Source organism: Streptomyces sp. BBFR51 (assembly GCF_044591655.1).
Taxonomy (GTDB): Bacteria; Actinomycetota; Actinomycetes; order Streptomycetales; family Streptomycetaceae; genus Streptomyces.
In genome coordinates this window covers 3443251-3460000 of record NZ_CP172448.1, presented here as the reverse complement: position 1 = coordinate 3460000, position 16750 = coordinate 3443251, and the positions used below count along the sequence as shown (strand labels likewise).

Sequence of the window (16750 nt, the reverse complement as noted above, 5' to 3'; positions counted from 1 at the left end):
TCCCGTGTGAATCTGGCGGGACCACCCGCTAAGCCTAAATATTCCCTGGTGACCGATAGCGGATAGTACCGTGAGGGAATGGTGAAAAGTACCGCGGGAGCGGAGTGAAATAGTACCTGAAACCGTGTGCCTACAAGCCGTGGGAGCGTCGGACATCAAGCTTGCTTGGTGTCTCGTGACTGCGTGCCTTTTGAAGAATGAGCCTGCGAGTTTGCGGTGTGTTGCGAGGTTAACCCGGGTGGGGAAGCCGTAGCGAAAGCGAGTCCTAATAGGGCGTTTGAGTAGCACGCTCAAGACCCGAAGCGGAGTGATCTAGCCATGGGCAGGTTGAAGCGGCTGTAAGAGGTCGTGGAGGACCGAACCCACCAGGGTTGAAAACCTGGGGGATGACCTGTGGTTAGGGGTGAAAGGCCAATCAAACTCCGTGATAGCTGGTTCTCCCCGAAATGCATTTAGGTGCAGCGTCGTGTGTTTCTTGCCGGAGGTAGAGCACTGGATAGGCGATGGGCCCTACCGGGTTACTGACCTTAGCCAAACTCCGAATGCCGGTAAGTGAGAGCGCGGCAGTGAGACTGTGGGGGATAAGCTCCATGGTCGAGAGGGAAACAGCCCAGAGCATCGACTAAGGCCCCTAAGCGTACGCTAAGTGGGAAAGGATGTGGAGTCGCACAGACAACCAGGAGGTTGGCTTAGAAGCAGCCACCCTTGAAAGAGTGCGTAATAGCTCACTGGTCTAGTGATTCCGCGCCGACAATGTAGCGGGGCTCAAGCGTACCGCCGAAGTCGTGTCATTGCAGCAATACGGCCAACGCCGGCTGTGATGGGTAGGGGAGCGTCGTGTGCCGGGTGAAGCAGCCGCGGAAGCGAGTTGTGGACGGTTCACGAGTGAGAATGCAGGCATGAGTAGCGATACAAACGTGAGAAACGTTTGCGCCGATTGACTAAGGGTTCCTGGGTCAAGCTGATCTGCCCAGGGTAAGTCGGGACCTAAGGCGAGGCCGACAGGCGTAGTCGATGGATAACCGGTTGATATTCCGGTACCCGCTGTGAAGCGTCAAACATCGAACCAGGCGATGCTAAGTCCGTGAAGCCGTTCCGGACCCTTCGGGGAAAGGAAAGTGGTGGAGCCGGCGAACCAGACTTGCAGTAGGTGAGTGATGGGGTGACGCAGGAAGGTAGTCCATCCCGGGCGGTGGTTGTCCCGGGGTAAGGGTGTAGCCCGTCATCCAGGTAAATCCGGATGGCATGTGGGTGAGACCTGATGCCGAGCCGATTGTGGTGAAGTGGATGATCCTATGCTGTCGAGAAAAGCCTCTAGCGAGTTTCATGGCGGCCCGTACCCTAAACCGACTCAGGTGGTCAGGTAGAGAATACCGAGGCGTTCGGGTGAACTATGGTTAAGGAACTCGGCAAAATGCCCCCGTAACTTCGGGAGAAGGGGGGCCACACTCGGTGACGAGTTTTACACTCTGAGCTGGGGGTGGCCGCAGAGACCAGCGAGAAGCGACTGTTTACTAAAAACACAGGTCCGTGCGAAGCCGTAAGGCGATGTATACGGACTGACGCCTGCCCGGTGCTGGAACGTTAAGGGGACCGGTTAGTCACATTTCGGTGTGGCGAAGCTGAGAACTTAAGCGCCAGTAAACGGCGGTGGTAACTATAACCATCCTAAGGTAGCGAAATTCCTTGTCGGGTAAGTTCCGACCTGCACGAATGGCGTAACGACTTCTCGACTGTCTCAACCATAGGCCCGGTGAAATTGCACTACGAGTAAAGATGCTCGTTTCGCGCAGCAGGACGGAAAGACCCCGGGACCTTTACTACAGTTTGATATTGGTGTTCGGTTCGGCTTGTGTAGGATAGCTGGGAGACTTTGAAGCTCGCACGCCAGTGTGGGTGGAGTCGTCGTTGAAATACCAGTCTGGTCGTGCTGGATGTCTAACCTGGGTCCGTGATCCGGATCAGGGACAGTGTCTGATGGGTAGTTTAACTGGGGCGGTTGCCTCCTAAAGAGTAACGGAGGCGCCCAAAGGTTCCCTCAGCCTGGTTGGCAATCAGGTGTTGAGTGTAAGTGCACAAGGGAGCTTGACTGTGAGACCGACGGGTCGAGCAGGGACGAAAGTCGGGACTAGTGATCCGGCGGTGGCTTGTGGAAGCGCCGTCGCTCAACGGATAAAAGGTACCCCGGGGATAACAGGCTGATCTTCCCCAAGAGTCCATATCGACGGGATGGTTTGGCACCTCGATGTCGGCTCGTCGCATCCTGGGGCTGGAGTCGGTCCCAAGGGTTGGGCTGTTCGCCCATTAAAGCGGTACGCGAGCTGGGTTTAGAACGTCGTGAGACAGTTCGGTCCCTATCCGCTGTGCGCGTAGGAGTCTTGAGAAGGGCTGTCCCTAGTACGAGAGGACCGGGACGGACGAACCTCTGGTGTGCCAGTTGTCCTGCCAAGGGCATGGCTGGTTGGCTACGTTCGGGAGGGATAACCGCTGAAAGCATCTAAGCGGGAAGCCTGCTTCGAGATGAGGACTCCCACCCCCTTTGAGGGGTTAAGGCTCCCAGTAGACGACTGGGTTGATAGGCCGGATCTGGAAGCACCGTGAGGTGTGGAGGTGACCGGTACTAATAGGCCGAGGGCTTGTCCTCAGTTGCTCGCGTCCACTGTGTTGGTTCTGAAACCACGAACAACCCCATGTGCCACACATGGTGCGGTTGAGAGTTTCATAGTGTTTCGGTGGTCATAGCGTAGGGGAAACGCCCGGTTACATTTCGAACCCGGAAGCTAAGCCTTACAGCGCCGATGGTACTGCAGGGGGGACCCTGTGGGAGAGTAGGACGCCGCCGAACAATCATTGCGAGAAAACCCCGCACCGGGAACGGTGCGGGGTTTTCTGCGTTTAAGGGCCGTTGAGACTGGAGCGGGGCCTTTCGGCCCTGCCCTGTCGCTTACAGACGGCCTGCCGTTTTGAGTTCCAGGTAGGCGTCGGCGAGCGCCGGAGGAAGCTCGTCCGGGGTCGCGTCGACGACGGTGACGCCGTGCCGGCGGAGCTGGTCGGCGGTTCGACGGCGTTCCGACTGGGCCTGCGCGGCCGCAGCGGCTTCGTAGACGGCGTCCGTGTGGCCCCGGGCCTCGGCCATGGTGGAGACGTGCGGGTCCGCCACCGAGGCCACGAGGACCGTGTGGCGCTGTGTCAGCTGGGGCAGGACGGGTAGCAGCCCTTCTTCGATCGGGGCCGCGTCCAGTGTCGTGAGCAGGACGATAAGGGAGCGGCGGGGGGCCGATCGGAGAGCGGTGGCGGTGAGGCCACGCGCGTCGGTCTCCACCAGCTCCGGCTCCAGCGTCGCCATGGCGTTGACCAGGGAGGGAAGTACGTCGCCCGCCGTGCGGCCCTGAAGCAGGGCGCGTACCCGGCGGTCGTAGGCGAGGAGGTCGACACGGTCGCCGGCACGGGAGGCCAGGGCGGCCAGGAGCAGGGCGGCGTCCATGGACGCGTCGAGGCGGGGCGCGTCGCCCACACGTCCGGCCGAGGTGCGGCCGGTGTCGAGGACGAGCAGGATGTGCCGGTCGCGTTCGGGGCGCCAGGTGCGTACGGCGACGGTGGACTGGCGGGCCGTCGCGCGCCAGTCGATGGAACGGGTGTCGTCGCCGGGTACGTACTCGCGCAGGCTGTCGAACTCCGTGCCCTCTCCGCGGGTGAGGACGCTGGTGCGGCCGTCGAGTTCGCGTAGGCGGGACAGCTTGGAGGGGAGGTGCTTGCGGCTGGTGAACGGGGGGAGGACGCGTACCGTCCAGGGGACCCGGTGGGTGCCCTGTCGGGTGAAGAGTCCCAGGGGGCCGTAGGACCGGATCGTGACGCGGTCCGCCTCGCGGTCGCCGCGACGGGACGGGCGAAGGCGGGTGGTCACCCGGCGGCGTTCGCCGGGCGGGACCGTCAGGCTGTGGCGGGAGGCCACCGTCTCCGTGCCGGGTTGCCAGCTGCTGGGCGGCCAGGCGTCGCGGAGCCGGGCCCGCAGGGGGCGGCTGGACGGGTTGGTGACCGTCAGGGTGACGTCGGCGGTCTCGCCCAGACGGGCGGACGTGTCGCCGGAGCGACTCAGGAGCAGCCGTCGTACGGGGGCGGCCAGGGCGAAGTCGCAGGCGCATGCCGCGGCCAGCGGGGCGTTGACCGCGAGGATGCCCGTCCAGCCCGGGTCCCAGATGCCGATGGGGACGGAGCCGAGGGCCGCGATGAGCGCGGCGCGTCCGGTGAGAGCCATCAGCGGGGCACGGGGACGTGGGCGAGGATCGCGTTGATGACGGAGTCCGTGGTCACGCCCTCCATCTCGGCCTCCGGACGGAGCTGGACGCGGTGCCGGAGAGTGGGGAGGGCCAGGGCCTTCACGTCGTCGGGGGTGACGTAGTCGCGGCCCGTGAGCCAGGCCCACGCGCGCGAGGTCGACAGCAGTGCCGTGGCGCCGCGCGGGGAGACGCCGAGGGTGAGGGACGGCGACTCGCGGGTGGCGCGGCAGATGTCGACGACGTAGGCGGTGATCTCCGGGGAGACGGTCGTCTCGGCGACCTCGGCGCGGGCCGTTTCGAGGTCGGCGGCGCTCGCGACGGGGCGTACGCCGGCGGCGCGCAGGTCGCGCGGGTTGAAGCCGGCGGCGTGGCGGGTGAGGACGTCGATCTCGTCCTGGCGGGAGGGGAGCGGGACGGTGAGCTTGAGAAGGAAGCGGTCCAGCTGAGCTTCCGGGAGGGGGTAGGTGCCCTCGTACTCGACCGGGTTCTGGGTGGCCGCGACGAGGAAGGGCTCGGGGAGCGGGCGTGGCGTGCCGTCGACCGTGACCTGGCGTTCCTCCATGGCTTCGAGGAGGGACGACTGGGTCTTCGGGGGCGTGCGGTTGATCTCGTCGGCGAGGAGCAGGTTGGTGAAGGCCGGGCCGGGCTGAAAGGAGAACTCGGCGGTGCGGGCGTCGTAGACCAGCGAGCCGGTGACGTCGCTCGGCATCAGGTCGGGGGTGAACTGGACGCGTTTGGTGTCGAGTTCGGTGGCTGCCGCGAGGGTGCGGACGAGGAGGGTCTTGGCGACTCCGGGGACGCCTTCGAGGAGGACGTGGCCGCGGCACAGGAGGGCGACGACGAGACCGGTGACGGCGGCGTCCTGGCCGACCACGGCCTTGGCGATCTCGGCGCGCAGGGCTTCGAGGGCGGCGCGGGCGTTGCCCGGGGCCGCGCTCTGCCCGGCGTTGTCAGTGGTCGGGTCCATCATGGACGGCGTACCTCTCTTTCGAGGGCGTCGAGTTGGTCGGCGAGTGCGATGAGGGCCGCGTCGTCGCCGGGCGGCGGGCCGAAGAGGAGGGTGTGCAGGGACTGCCCGTCGCCGGGAGCGCCGTGGAGGTGCGCCGACAGGGCGGGGAGCAGGGACTCGGGCGTGTGCGCCTGGGTGACGGGGACGCCTACGAGGGGGGCGAGGCGGGTGCGGGTGGCGGAGCGAAGAGCGGTGGCCGCGCGGTCGCGGGCGTTCGCCTTGCGGTAGAGGCGGGCGCGGCCTTCGACGGTTTCGGAGGCGCGGATCGCGACGGGGAGTTTCTCGGGTACCAGGGGGCCGAGTCGGCGTGCCCGCCACAGGGCGGCGAGGGCGGCGGCGACGAAGAGCTGGAGGGTGCCCCAGAGCCAGCCGGAGGGGAGCAGGTCGAAGAAGCTGCGCTCGTCGTCCGGGTCCGGGATGTCGGAGAGGGAGGGGAGGTACCAGACCAGGTGTTCGCGGGAGCCGAGGAGTTGGAGGGCGAGAGAGGCGTTGCCGTGCTCGTCGAGGCGGTTGTTGAGGAGGATGTCGGGGGCGCCGAGGACGACGGTGTCGCCCGGGGTGGCTTCCTGAGGCGCCGTCGTGGACGCGTCGGGGATGCGCAGCAGAGTGGCCAGGCGGCGGCTGGGGTAGCAGGCGTCGGCTTCGAGGTGGGTGCTGTAGCGGAGGCCGCCCGTGTCGGCGTCGCCCGCGCGTCGGGCGGCGGGCAGGTCGCAGGCAGGGGCCAGTGTCGAGTCGAAGCTGAGCGCGGGGTCGGCGGTGACGCCGGGAGCGAGGCGTTCGACGGCGGAGCCGCCGGGGGCCACGAGGACGGTGCGCCCACCCGAGCCGTCGGTCGAGGAGCGCAGCTGTGTCTGCTGGCGTTCCGTCAGGAGGTCGGGAGCGGCGACCAGCAGGGTGGTGTCCGGGCCGGCCGCGGCCTGGGCGCCGTCCAGGGTGGTGACCACGCGCGTGGAGACCCCCCGGTCGGCGAGGAGTTCGGCGACGGCCCGGCTGCCGTAGGGGTCGGCGGAGCGCGGGTCGAGTTCGCCGTGCCGGGCGTCCGAGCGGACGACGGCGATCGCGACGGCCCCGACCAGCAGCAAAACGAGGGCGAGCGCGATGCCCCGCGCGCGTGTCCACACCTGGCGGGCGGTGGGCGAGGCCGAGGTGGTGGGAAGCGTGGCCTCGGTGGTCATTCGGCGGCTCCCCGGCGGGTGTCCCGGTCCGCGTCCCCCGCGGGGCCGCCGGCCGTGCTGCTCGCCAGCTGCGGCTTGCTGCGCTCCAGGTCGTGGTCGAGTTCGGTGAGGCGTTGGTACGACGGCTCGGTGCCGGGTCGGCCGCCGTACGTGACGTCGTCGAAGTCGCGGGCGGCGGCGCGCAGTCGTTCGCTGTGGGCGGGCAGGGAGCGGCCGGCCTCGGTGGCCGCCTCGTCGGCGGTGCGGCCGGGGCGGATGTCGAGCAGGGCGCGTTCCTCCAGGGCGCGGACGACAGCTCGCATGCGTTCCTGGACGGCCTGGTTCCAGTGTCCTTGGGCGGCGTGCGCCTGTGCGGCGGCGCGGTGGTCTGCGGCGCTGCGGGGGCGGTCGTCGAACAGAGCGGGGGTGGAGACCGGTCCGCGGCGCGGGGTGCCCAGGCGCCACCAGAGGGCGCCCAGCACCGCCACGACGGCCACGACGATGACGACCAGGCCGAGTGTCCCCCCGGGTGTGGCGGTGGACGCCCTGCTGAACAGCTCGTCGATCCAGTCCCAGAAGGCGTTCAGGGCCCGCTGGAACCAACTGGGGTCGTTCTCGTGGTACATGCGCTTGGACAGCTCGCGCCGCGCGGCATCCCGCGCCGGGTCGCGCGGGATCGTCACCGGCGGTTCGTCGCCGGAGCGCGACAGCGACAGTACGGAGGTGTCGCCGGCGCGCGACACCGTTCGTGCGGCGGTGCGTGACAGCACCTCTGTGAGAACTCCCCCCGCCCCGCTCACCCCATCAGCTCCCCGGGACGGCGCCGGAGCCCCGGGAGCCGGCGACGCGGGCCAGTTCGAGGTCGAGGGCCTCGCGGCGGATGCGCTGGTCGATGTACAGCAGTACGGCGACGCCCGCCGTGATCGGGAAGGTGATCATGGAGCCGATCACCGAGCCGATGCCGCTGACGACGAGGAACGTCCAGCCGAGGTCCCCGGTGCCCTCCAGGAAGCTGCCGACGCCGTCGCCGCCGAGGGCCGCGGCGAGGAAGGTGAAGGGGATGACGATGATCGACGCGACGACGTTGGCGATGACCGTGGCGAGCAGTTGGATGCCGAAGACGCGCCACCAGGAGCCGCGCACCAGCTTCACGGAGCGGCCCATCGCCTTCTTGATGCCCTGCTTCTCCAGCATCAGCGCCGGGGACGCCAGCGAGAAGCGGACCATGAGCCACACCGCGACGACTCCGCCCGCCAGGAAGCCCAGGACGGTCAGGGCCACTCCGGCGTCGCTGCCCGCGGCGGCGGTGACGAGGAGACCGGGCGCCATGCCGGCGGTGACGATGCCGGCGACGATGAGGAGCAGCAGGAGGATCAGCCCGAAGAGCTTCAGCACCTGGGGGCGGGCGTCCCGCCAGGCCTCGCCGGTGGTCACCGGCCGGCCGAGCACGGCGCGGCTGGTGACGGTCGTGAGCAGAGCGGTGGCCAGTACGGTGCCGATCAGGGAGATCAGGAAGATGACACCGGAGTTGATCGTGGTGTCGGTCAGCGCGTCGCCGAGTTCGCTCAGGGTGGCGTCGGGGTCGTTGAGAGCCTCCGTGCTGGTGTCGTCCAGGACGAGGCCCTGGAGCAGCACGACGATGATCTCGGTGAAGATGGCGACGGTCAGGGAGATGCCGAGGACCGTGCGCCAGTAGGTGCGCATGGTGGAGACCGCGCCGTCGAGGATCTCACCGACGCCGAGCGGGCGGAGCGGGATCACACCGGGCTTGGCCGCGGGCGGGGGGCCGCCCCAGCCGCCTCCCCAGCCACCGTGTCCCCCGGGGGCGCCGTAACCGCCGTGGCCGCCGCTCTGGCCTCCCCAGCCGCCGTAGCCGCCGCCGGGAGGTCCGGGGGGCGGTGCGCCCCACCCCGGGCCCGGAGGCGGGGGCGGCGGGGTCTCGCCCGGGCCCGCCGGGCCGGTGGGCGCGGACCACTGGGCGGGGGGCGGCTGCTCCTTGGACCACTTCGTGCCGGGGCTCGTCGGTTCCGCACCCGGCCGGTCCGCGGGCTGCGCGGGCTGATCGGGGCCGGCGGGGCGGTCGGCGGGCTCGGCGGGGCCGGACGCGCCGGGCTCCCGCCCGTCGGACGGGGCGGATCCGGGCGAGGCCCAGCCCGGAGTGTCGTTCATCGTCGCTCCTTCACGGTGCCCGTCCGCGGTCGCGGCGGCAGGTTGGCAGCCATCGTGTCATGGGGGCGTCGGGTGCGGACCGGGCACGGTATGGGCTGCGCACCTTCAATTGTCCGTCGTACAGGGGGCAGACTGACCGCATGGCTGATCAGGACGCGCGAAGCGGCGAGGACAAGCGGCCGACCGGGATACCGGTCCTTCGCTGGGACGAGCCTCCCGAGGGCCCGGTGCTGGTCCTGCTGGACCAGACCAGGCTGCCGGCCGAGGAGGTCGAGCTGGTCTGCACGGACGCGTCCGCGCTCGTGGAGGCGATCCGGTCGCTCGCCGTGCGCGGGGCGCCGCTGCTGGGCATCGCGGGCGCCTACGGGGTCGCGCTCGCCGCCGTCCGGGGCTTCGAGGTGGAGGAGGCCGCGGCCGCGCTGGCGGGGGCCCGCCCCACCGCGGTGAACCTCGCCGTCGGGGTGCGCCGGGCGCAGGCGGCCCACCAGGAGGCGCTCGCCAGGACCGGTGACACCCGGCAGGCCGCGGCGGCGGCGCTGTCCGCGGCGCGGGCGCTGCACCGGGAGGACGCCGAGGCCAGCGCCCGGATGGCCGCGCACGGACTGGCGCTGCTGGACGAGCTGCTGCCCGCCGGAGGGCACCGCGTCCTCACGCACTGCAACACCGGTTCGCTGGTGTCGGGCGGTGAGGGAACCGCCTTCGCGGTGGCGCTCGCGGCGCACCGGTCGGGGCGGCTGCGACGCCTCTGGGTGGACGAAACGCGTCCCTTGCTGCAAGGTGCTCGCCTGACGGCATACGAGGCGGCCCGCAACGACATGGCGTACACCTTGCTCACCGACAACGCGGCAGGTTCGCTGTTCGCGGCGGGTGAGGTGGACGCCGTGCTGATCGGTGCGGACCGCATCGCGGCCGACGGTTCGGTGGCGAACAAGGTGGGGAGCTATCCGCTCGCGGTGCTCGCGCGGTATCACCATGTGCCGTTCATCGTCGTGGCGCCGGTCACGACGGTGGATCCGGACACGCCGGACGGGGCGTCCATCGAGGTGGAACAGCGCCCCGGATATGAAGTGACCGAGGTCACAGCACCTCAGGTGCCGGTGACGGGAGCGGGAGGCGGGATTCCGGTGGCACCCCTGGGGACCCAGGCGTACAACCCGGCGTTCGACGTGACTCCGCCCGAACTGGTGACGGCGATCGTCACCGAGGAGGGCGCGGTTTCGCCCGTGACGACCGAAGCCCTGGCGGAGCTGTGTGCCAGGTCACGCCAGGTAACGATTAGCTAATGGGATGATGTCGTTTATGAAGGGACGAGTCCTTGTCGTCGACGACGACACCGCACTGGCCGAGATGCTCGGCATTGTGCTGCGTGGTGAGGGTTTTGAGCCGTCTTTCGTAGCCGACGGCGACAAGGCGCTGGCCGCCTTCCGGGAGACCAAGCCGGACCTGGTGCTGCTCGACCTGATGCTGCCCGGACGGGACGGCATCGAGGTGTGCCGCCTGATCAGGGCGGAGTCGGGTGTGCCGATCGTGATGCTGACGGCGAAGAGCGACACCGTCGACGTCGTGGTGGGTCTGGAGTCGGGCGCCGATGACTACATCGTGAAGCCGTTCAAGCCGAAGGAGTTGGTGGCCCGTATCCGGGCACGCCTGAGGAGGTCCGAGGAACCGGCACCGGAACAGCTCGCCATAGGCGACCTGGTCATCGACGTGGCCGGTCACTCCGTGAAGCGGGACGGACAGTCGATCGCGCTGACGCCGCTGGAGTTCGACCTGCTGGTGGCGCTGGCCCGCAAGCCGTGGCAGGTGTTCACGCGTGAGGTGCTCCTCGAGCAGGTCTGGGGCTACCGGCACGCGGCCGACACTCGGCTGGTCAACGTGCATGTGCAGCGGCTGCGCTCCAAGGTCGAGAAGGACCCGGAGAAGCCGGAGATCGTGGTGACCGTCCGCGGCGTCGGTTACAAGGCCGGACCGAGCTGACATGACCAGGGACAGTGCCGCTTCGGCGCCCGGGTCCGGGGCCCGCGCCGGACGGCCTGTCGGCCACCAGAGCGCCGGCTCGCGCTTCAGCCGCGTGCTGGAGGGCGGGCTGCTGCACGGCGGGGTGCAGGGCAGTCCGGTGCTCCGTCTCTTCATGCGCTGGGTGCGCCGTCCACTGCTGCCCGTCATGCGGCTGTGGCGGCGCAACATCCAGCTCAAGGTCGTCGCCACCACCCTGCTGATGTCGCTGGGCGTGGTGCTGCTGCTCGGCTTCGTGGTGATCGGGCAGGTCCGCAACGGACTGCTGGACGCCAAGGTGAAGGCGTCCCAGAGCCAGGCCACCGGCGGTTTCACCGCGGCCAAGCAGAAGGCCGAGGAGGCGGCGAGCGTCAACGGCGAGGACAGCACCCCGGCGGACGGGCGTCCCGCGCAGAACGTCATCCAGTGGATGAGTGAACTGGTGAAGTCGCTCTCCAGCGGTGGCCAGGGCGCCTTCGACGTGGTCACCCTCCCGATGGGCGGCGACGGCGGCAGCGGGCGCGGTCCGCGCGCCTCCGGCCTGGTCGACTGGTCCGCCAGCGTCCCCGAGAACCTGCGCGAGCGCATCGACGGCAGTACCGCGGCGGCCCAGAGCTACACCCGGATCGTCTACAACTCCGACCAGGCCTCCCAGCCCGGACTGGTCATCGGCAAGCAGGTCAACGACCCGAACGGCGAGCCGTACCAGCTGTACTACCTCTTCCCGCTCACCCAGGAGGAGAAGTCCCTCAGCCTGGTCAGGGGCACCCTGGCGACGGCCGGGCTCTTCGTCGTCGTTCTCCTGGGGGCCATCGCCTGGCTCGTGGTGCGCCAGGTCGTCACGCCCGTACGGATGGCGGCCAGCATCGCCGAGCGGCTGTCCGCCGGGCGGCTTCAGGAACGTATGAAGGTCACCGGCGAGGACGACATCGCCCGGCTCGGCGAGGCCTTCAACAAGATGGCGCAGAACCTTCAGCTGAAGATCAGCCAGCTGGAGGACCTGTCGCGGATGCAGCGGCGTTTCGTCTCCGACGTGTCGCACGAGCTGCGGACGCCGCTGACCACCGTACGGATGGCGGCCGACGTCATCCACGACGCGCGCGTGGACTTCGATCCCGTGACCGCGCGGTCGGCCGAGCTGCTCGCCGACCAGCTGGACCGCTTCGAGACGCTGCTCGCCGACCTGCTGGAGATCAGCCGCTTCGACGCGGGCGCCGCGGCACTGGAGGCGGAGCCGATAGACCTCAGGGAGGTCGTGCGCCGGGTCGTCAGCGGTGCGGAGCCGCTCGCCGACCGCAAGGGCACGGGGATACGTGTCGTCGGCGACCAGCAGCCCGTCGTCGCCGAGGCGGACGCCCGGCGAGTGGAGCGCGTGCTGCGCAACCTCGTCGTCAACGCCGTCGAGCACGGCGAGGGCCGGGACGTCGTCGTGAAGCTCGCCGCCGCCGGGGGCGCGGTCGCCGTCGCGGTGCGCGACTTCGGGGTGGGACTGAAGCCGGGTGAGGCCACCCGGGTCTTCAGCCGTTTCTGGCGGGCCGACCCGGCACGCGCGCGTACCACCGGTGGTACGGGGCTGGGGCTGTCGATCGCCCTGGAGGACGCGCGGCTGCACGGCGGCTGGCTGCAGGCCTGGGGCGAGCCGGGCGGCGGCTCGCAGTTCCGGCTGACACTGCCCAGGACCGCGGACGAGCCGCTCAGGGGTTCGCCGATACCGCTGGAGCCGACGGACTCGCGGCGCAATCGGGGGCTGCACGACGCGGGCCTCGGCGACACCGGGCTGCCGGACGGCACCGACAAGGCGGTCGGCGTCCCGGCGCAGGCGTCGGCGCGGGGGCCCATAACGCCGCGGCAGGCCGCGGTGGCTCCCACGGCCGACCCGACGGCACTGCCGGGCAACGGCGCGCGGGTGGTGCCGAGGCCCGTGTCGGGCGCACGGAGACAGGACGGCGGGCCGGCACCGGAGGCGGCGAGCCGCCCGGAGGCCGAACCGGAGGAGTCGAGCAGGCAAGGGGAGGCATCTCGTGGGCGCTGACCGCGAGGGGGGCGGTCGGCGCAGGCCGGCACGCGTGATGGCGTACGCCGTCGGCGGGGTCGTACTGCTGGCGGGATGCGCGTCCATGCCCGACAGCGGGGATCTGCGGGGGGTGGAGTCCACGCCCCGGCAGGACCCGCAGGTGCGGGTGTTCGCGATGCCGCCCCAGGAGGACGCCCCGCCCGCCGACATCGTGCAGGGCTTCCTGGAGGCGCTGACCAGCGACGATCCGCACTATGAGACGGCGCGCAAGTACCTGACCGGCGACGCCGCGAAGAACTGGCGGCCGGACCGGTCGGCGACGGTGCTCGCGGGCGGCCCGGGGACCGAGTCCGACCACTCGGGCAGCCGTGAGGACGGCAACGACTACTCGGTCACCCTGACCGGCGCCAAGGTCGCCACGGTGGACGCGCAGCAGTCGTACTCGCCGGCCGACGGCTCCTACCGCGAGTCGGTGCACCTCACCCGGGACGTCAAGACCAAGCAGTGGCGCATCGACGTGCTGCCGCAGGGCGTCGTCATGGGCAAGTCGGACTTCCAGCGCAACTACATGTCGGTCAACCGGTACTACTTCGCCTCGAACACCGCGGTGCAGGCGGACGCCGAGGCCGGCACGAGCCGGGAGCCGGCGGCCGTCGCCGATCCCGTCTACGTGCGCCGGCGCGTGGATCCGATGACCCAGGTGGTGCGTTCCCTGCTCAGCGGGCCGACGAGCCTGCTCGGCCCGGTGGTCAGGTCCAGCTTCCCGACCGGAACGGAGCTGGCGAAGAACGTCGCCTCGCTGGCGCCCGACGACCGCAGCAAGCTGACCGTGCCGTTGAACGACAAGGCGGCCCGGGCGGGCGCCGACAAGTGCGACGAGATGGCCGCGCAGCTGCTGTTCACGCTGCAGAACCTCACCCCGGCGGTGGAGGAGGTCGAGCTGCGCTCGGGCGGTGAGCAACTGTGTTCGCTCACCGAGGACCGGGCCGGGACGGTCGCGACGCGCGGCTCCGCGCAGCCGCCCGACTACCTCTACTTCGTCGACGACGAGGACCGCGTCGTGCGCATCGCCGCGGGCAGCAACGGGACGCGCGCGGAACCCGTGCCCGGCCCCCTGGGGGAGGGCGAGAAGGCCCTGCGGTCGGTGGCGGTCTCGCGCGACGAGCACAGCGCGGCCGGGATCGGCCTCGACAACAAGTCGCTGTACGTCGGTTCGCTGGTGTCGGGCGGTTCGCTCGGCGAGCCCGTGCTGATCAGCAAGGGCAAGACGGAGGCCGACCGGCTGACACCGCCCAGCTGGGACGCGCGGGGCGACCTCTGGATCGCCGACCGCGACCCGGCCGACCCGCGGTTGCTGCTGCTGAAGGCGGGCGCGGGCGATCCGGTGGAGGTGCGGACGCCGGGCCTTGACGGGCGGGTCCAGGCCGTGCGGGTGGCCGCCGACGGGGTGCGGATCGCGCTCATCGTGGAGAAGGACGGCGAGCGGTCGCTGCTCATCGGACGGATCGAGCGGGACGAGAAGGCGGGCGACCCGCCCGCGGTCACCGTCCTCGAACTGCGTTCCGCGACTCCCGAGCTGGAGGAGGTCACGGCCATGTCGTGGGCCGGTGACAGCCGGCTCGTGGTCGTCGGGCGCGAGCGCGGTGGCGTCCAGCAGATCGGATACGTCCAGGTCGACGGCTCCACGCCGGAGGCCTCGGTGCCCGCGGCGCTGACCGGCGTGAAGGAGATCGCCGCGACCGAGGACGAGCGGCTGCCGCTGGTGGCGTACTCGGAGGACCTCATCGTGCGGCTGCCGTCCGGGCTGCAGTGGCAGAAGGTGACGGAGGGGACCGCGCCGGTCTACCCGGGCTGAGGCGTCCCCGGGCGGTGTACAGGCCCTCCGAGGGCGTGCGTTCACTCGTGCGGGGGATACGCGGAGTCTGGCGTCCGGAGTTTTCCACAAGGACGCGGCGAGCGTTTTCCACAGGCCTGGCAGGGGTCCGTCGGCGTTGGCACAGTGTGGCCATGCGCGGATTGCGGGAATGGTGGCGGGACCTCACGGACCTGGTGCTGCCGGCCGAGTGCGGAGGCTGCGGCAGGGCTCGCGCCGTGCTGTGCCCCCGGTGTCGTACGGCTCTGGACGGAGCCCCACCGTGCCGTGTGCGCCCGGCACCGGAGCCGCCCGGGCTGCCGCCGGTGCACGCGGCGGCGCCGTACGAGGACGAGGTACGCGCCGCCCTGCTGGCCCACAAGGAGCGGGGCGTGCTGGCACTCACGGCCCCGCTCGGCGCGGCGCTGGCGGGAGCGGTGCGGGCGGGGCTGCGGCAGGCGGGTACGGCCGACGGTGCCGCCCGGGGCGACGTACAGGTGCGCGGGCCGGTGCTGCTGGTGCCCGTGCCGTCGGCGCGCCGGGCGGTACGGACCCGCGGGCACGACCCGGCGCGGCGGATCGCCCTGGCGGCCGCGGGAGAGCTGCGGCGCACCGGGACACCGGCCCGGGTGCTGGCCGTGCTGCGGCAGCGGTACGCCGTGGCCGACCAGTCGGGGCTCGACGCCCGGCAGCGGCTGGCCAACCTCGCCGGCGCGCTGGCGGTGGCTCCCGGCGGTGGTGGGCTGCTGCGCGGCGGTGGGCCGGTCGTCCTGGTCGACGACCTGATGACGACGGGTGCCTCGCTGTCCGAGGCGGCACGGGCCGTGCGCGCGGCGACGGCCGGTGCCGCTGAGTCGCGGGCGGGGCCCGGCACGTACTGGACGCCGAGATCGTCCGTGTATCCCTCGGCGGCAGGGGAAGGCAGAGAGGAACGGAAGACCGGGCCCCGAATGGCGGGCTCATACGGAGGCGGTGAAGTGATCCGTGAAGCGATCTGCGCGGCAGTGGTCGCGGCCTCACCAGATTCCTTCGAAATAAACCGGAACTGACTGAGAACTTACGTCGTTGCAGGTAATGAGAGGGTCAATTCATCTGAACGGAGGTACGCCGCGGTAGAGGGTGACGACATCCGTCCGGGCGAGATATGTTCGGTTGTGAGGCAAAGCCGCAGGCCACACCTCTCAAATCCGAATGCCGTGCTGCGGGTTTCACCGTCATCACCCGCACCGGCGGAGTGGGGATCACGCCCGCGGGGGAGGAGGTGGACGTCACCGAGTCCGAGGTTTCCGGGTAGACCGGAACCTGGTGCAAAAGGGAGATGCTCCGCCGGCGAAGCGGAGCGATCCGGGAACGGAGTTCTGCGTGGACATCGTCGTCAAGGGCCGCAAGACCGAGGTGCCCGAGCGGTTCCGGAAGCACGTGGCCGAGAAGCTGAAGCTGGAGAAGATCCAGAAGCTCGATGGCAAGGTGATCAGCCTCGACGTCGAGGTGTCCAAGGAGCCGAACCCCCGGCAGGCCGACCGCTGTGACCGAGTGGAGATCACGCTCCGCTCCCGCGGTCCGGTGATCCGGGCGGAGGCGGCGGCGAGCGACCCGTACGCGGCGCTCGACCTGGCGGCGGAGAAGCTCGGCGCACGGCTGCGCAAGCAGCACGACAAGCGCTTCTCGCGCCGCGGTTCGCGTCGTATCTCGGCGGCCGAGGTCGCCGACCACGTACCCGACGCGGCGACGCTCAACGGCAACGGCGAGGTCGTCCCGACGGAGAAGCAGGACGGCGTACCCACCAAGAAGATCGGCTCGTTGGAGGTCCAGGGCGACGGTCCGCTCGTCGTCCGGGAGAAGACCCACGTCGCCGCACCGATGTCCCTCGACCAGGCGCTCTACGAGATGGAGCTGGTCGGGCACGACTTCTACCTGTTCGTCGATTCCGAGACCAAGGAACCGAGCGTCGTCTACCGGCGGCACGCCTACGACTACGGCGTGATCCACCTCACCACGGACACGATGGTCACCCAGGGGCACGCTCCCGAGGCGGGCGACGCGCTCGGCGGCTGACGGCCGCCGGGTGACAGCGGACCGGTGCCCCTGGAGCGCGTGTGCGCCCCCAGGGGCACCGGTGTGCGACGGTGCGCGTGGGTGTGCGACCCCTTCGTGGCCCGCTCGGTCACCTCGGTGTCGGCCGGGCATGGAATCATGGCGGCAACGGCCCAACCGGTGGGTCGTTGCTCTGGGTTGGCGATGGCTCAGGACCACGGGCCACAGCCTTCAGGGGGAGGAACG

11 protein-coding genes and 2 rRNA genes (1 of these 13 cut by a window edge) are annotated in these 16750 nt (G+C 70.0%); 8 read left to right on the top strand and 5 right to left on the bottom strand.

What is annotated here, in order from left to right; all coding sequences use genetic code 11:
* A 23S ribosomal RNA gene (locus ACGH7X_RS15655) occupies nt 1-2644 on the top strand (it extends 479 nt beyond the left edge of the window).
* Nucleotides 2645-2728: 84 nt separating this feature from the next.
* Nucleotides 2729-2845: ribosomal RNA gene (gene rrf / locus ACGH7X_RS15650) — 5S ribosomal RNA — on the top strand.
* 99 nt (nt 2846-2944) lie between these two features.
* On the opposite strand, the gene ACGH7X_RS15645 is transcribed toward rrf, so the two are convergent.
* Genes ACGH7X_RS15645 through ACGH7X_RS15625 form a run of 5 tightly spaced genes read right to left on the bottom strand, consistent with a single transcriptional unit; the run spans nt 2945 to nt 8609 of the window.
* On the bottom strand, nt 2945-4255 hold the full coding sequence (locus ACGH7X_RS15645) for a DUF58 domain-containing protein (protein WP_399885787.1): 1311 nt from the start codon (nt 4253-4255) through the stop codon (nt 2945-2947).
* Entirely contained in the window at nt 4255-5247 is a 993-nt protein-coding gene (locus ACGH7X_RS15640) for an AAA family ATPase (RefSeq protein WP_399885785.1), read from the bottom strand. Before ACGH7X_RS15640 ends, ACGH7X_RS15645 begins: the two co-directional genes overlap by 1 nt.
* A complete protein-coding gene (locus tag ACGH7X_RS15635) occupies nt 5244-6461 on the bottom strand; it encodes a DUF4350 domain-containing protein (RefSeq protein ID WP_399885783.1) in 1218 nt (405 codons plus the stop codon). The genes ACGH7X_RS15640 and ACGH7X_RS15635 overlap by 4 nt, the downstream gene beginning before the upstream one ends.
* The gene (locus ACGH7X_RS15630; RefSeq protein WP_399885781.1) at nt 6458-7240 is read right to left on the bottom strand and encodes a DUF4129 domain-containing protein; all 783 of its coding nucleotides are present in this window, start codon (nt 7238-7240) and stop codon (nt 6458-6460) included. Before ACGH7X_RS15630 ends, ACGH7X_RS15635 begins: the two co-directional genes overlap by 4 nt.
* A gap of 4 nt (nt 7241-7244) precedes the next feature.
* On the bottom strand, nt 7245-8609 hold the full coding sequence (locus ACGH7X_RS15625) for a glycerophosphoryl diester phosphodiesterase membrane domain-containing protein (RefSeq protein ID WP_399885779.1): 1365 nt from the start codon (nt 8607-8609) through the stop codon (nt 7245-7247).
* 140 nt (nt 8610-8749) lie between these two features.
* Here ACGH7X_RS15625 and mtnA point away from each other — a divergent pair, with 140 nt between their 5' ends.
* From mtnA to hpf, 6 genes are all read left to right on the top strand, one after another.
* The gene (mtnA, locus tag ACGH7X_RS15620) at nt 8750-9892 is read left to right on the top strand and encodes an S-methyl-5-thioribose-1-phosphate isomerase (RefSeq protein ID WP_399885777.1); all 1143 of its coding nucleotides are present in this window, start codon (nt 8750-8752) and stop codon (nt 9890-9892) included.
* Nucleotides 9893-9896: 4 nt separating this feature from the next.
* Complete coding sequence (gene mtrA / locus ACGH7X_RS15615; protein WP_003975799.1) at nt 9897-10586, top strand: two-component system response regulator MtrA; 690 nt, start codon at nt 9897-9899, stop codon at nt 10584-10586.
* 1 nt (nt 10587) lies between these two features.
* The gene (gene mtrB, locus ACGH7X_RS15610) at nt 10588-12636 is read left to right on the top strand and encodes a two-component system sensor histidine kinase MtrB (protein WP_399885775.1); all 2049 of its coding nucleotides are present in this window, start codon (nt 10588-10590) and stop codon (nt 12634-12636) included.
* Nucleotides 12626-14473 (top strand): LpqB family beta-propeller domain-containing protein, encoded by a 1848-nt coding sequence (locus ACGH7X_RS15605; RefSeq protein ID WP_399885773.1) that lies wholly within the window; start codon nt 12626-12628, stop codon nt 14471-14473. Before mtrB ends, ACGH7X_RS15605 begins: the two co-directional genes overlap by 11 nt.
* A gap of 152 nt (nt 14474-14625) precedes the next feature.
* The gene (locus tag ACGH7X_RS15600; protein ID WP_399885771.1) at nt 14626-15519 is read left to right on the top strand and encodes a ComF family protein; all 894 of its coding nucleotides are present in this window, start codon (nt 14626-14628) and stop codon (nt 15517-15519) included.
* Between the two features lie 313 nt (nt 15520-15832).
* Nucleotides 15833-16525, top strand: a complete 693-nt coding sequence (gene hpf, locus ACGH7X_RS15595; protein ID WP_399885769.1) for a ribosome hibernation-promoting factor, HPF/YfiA family — start codon at nt 15833-15835, stop codon at nt 16523-16525.
* Nucleotides 16526-16750: the final 225 nt, after the last annotated feature.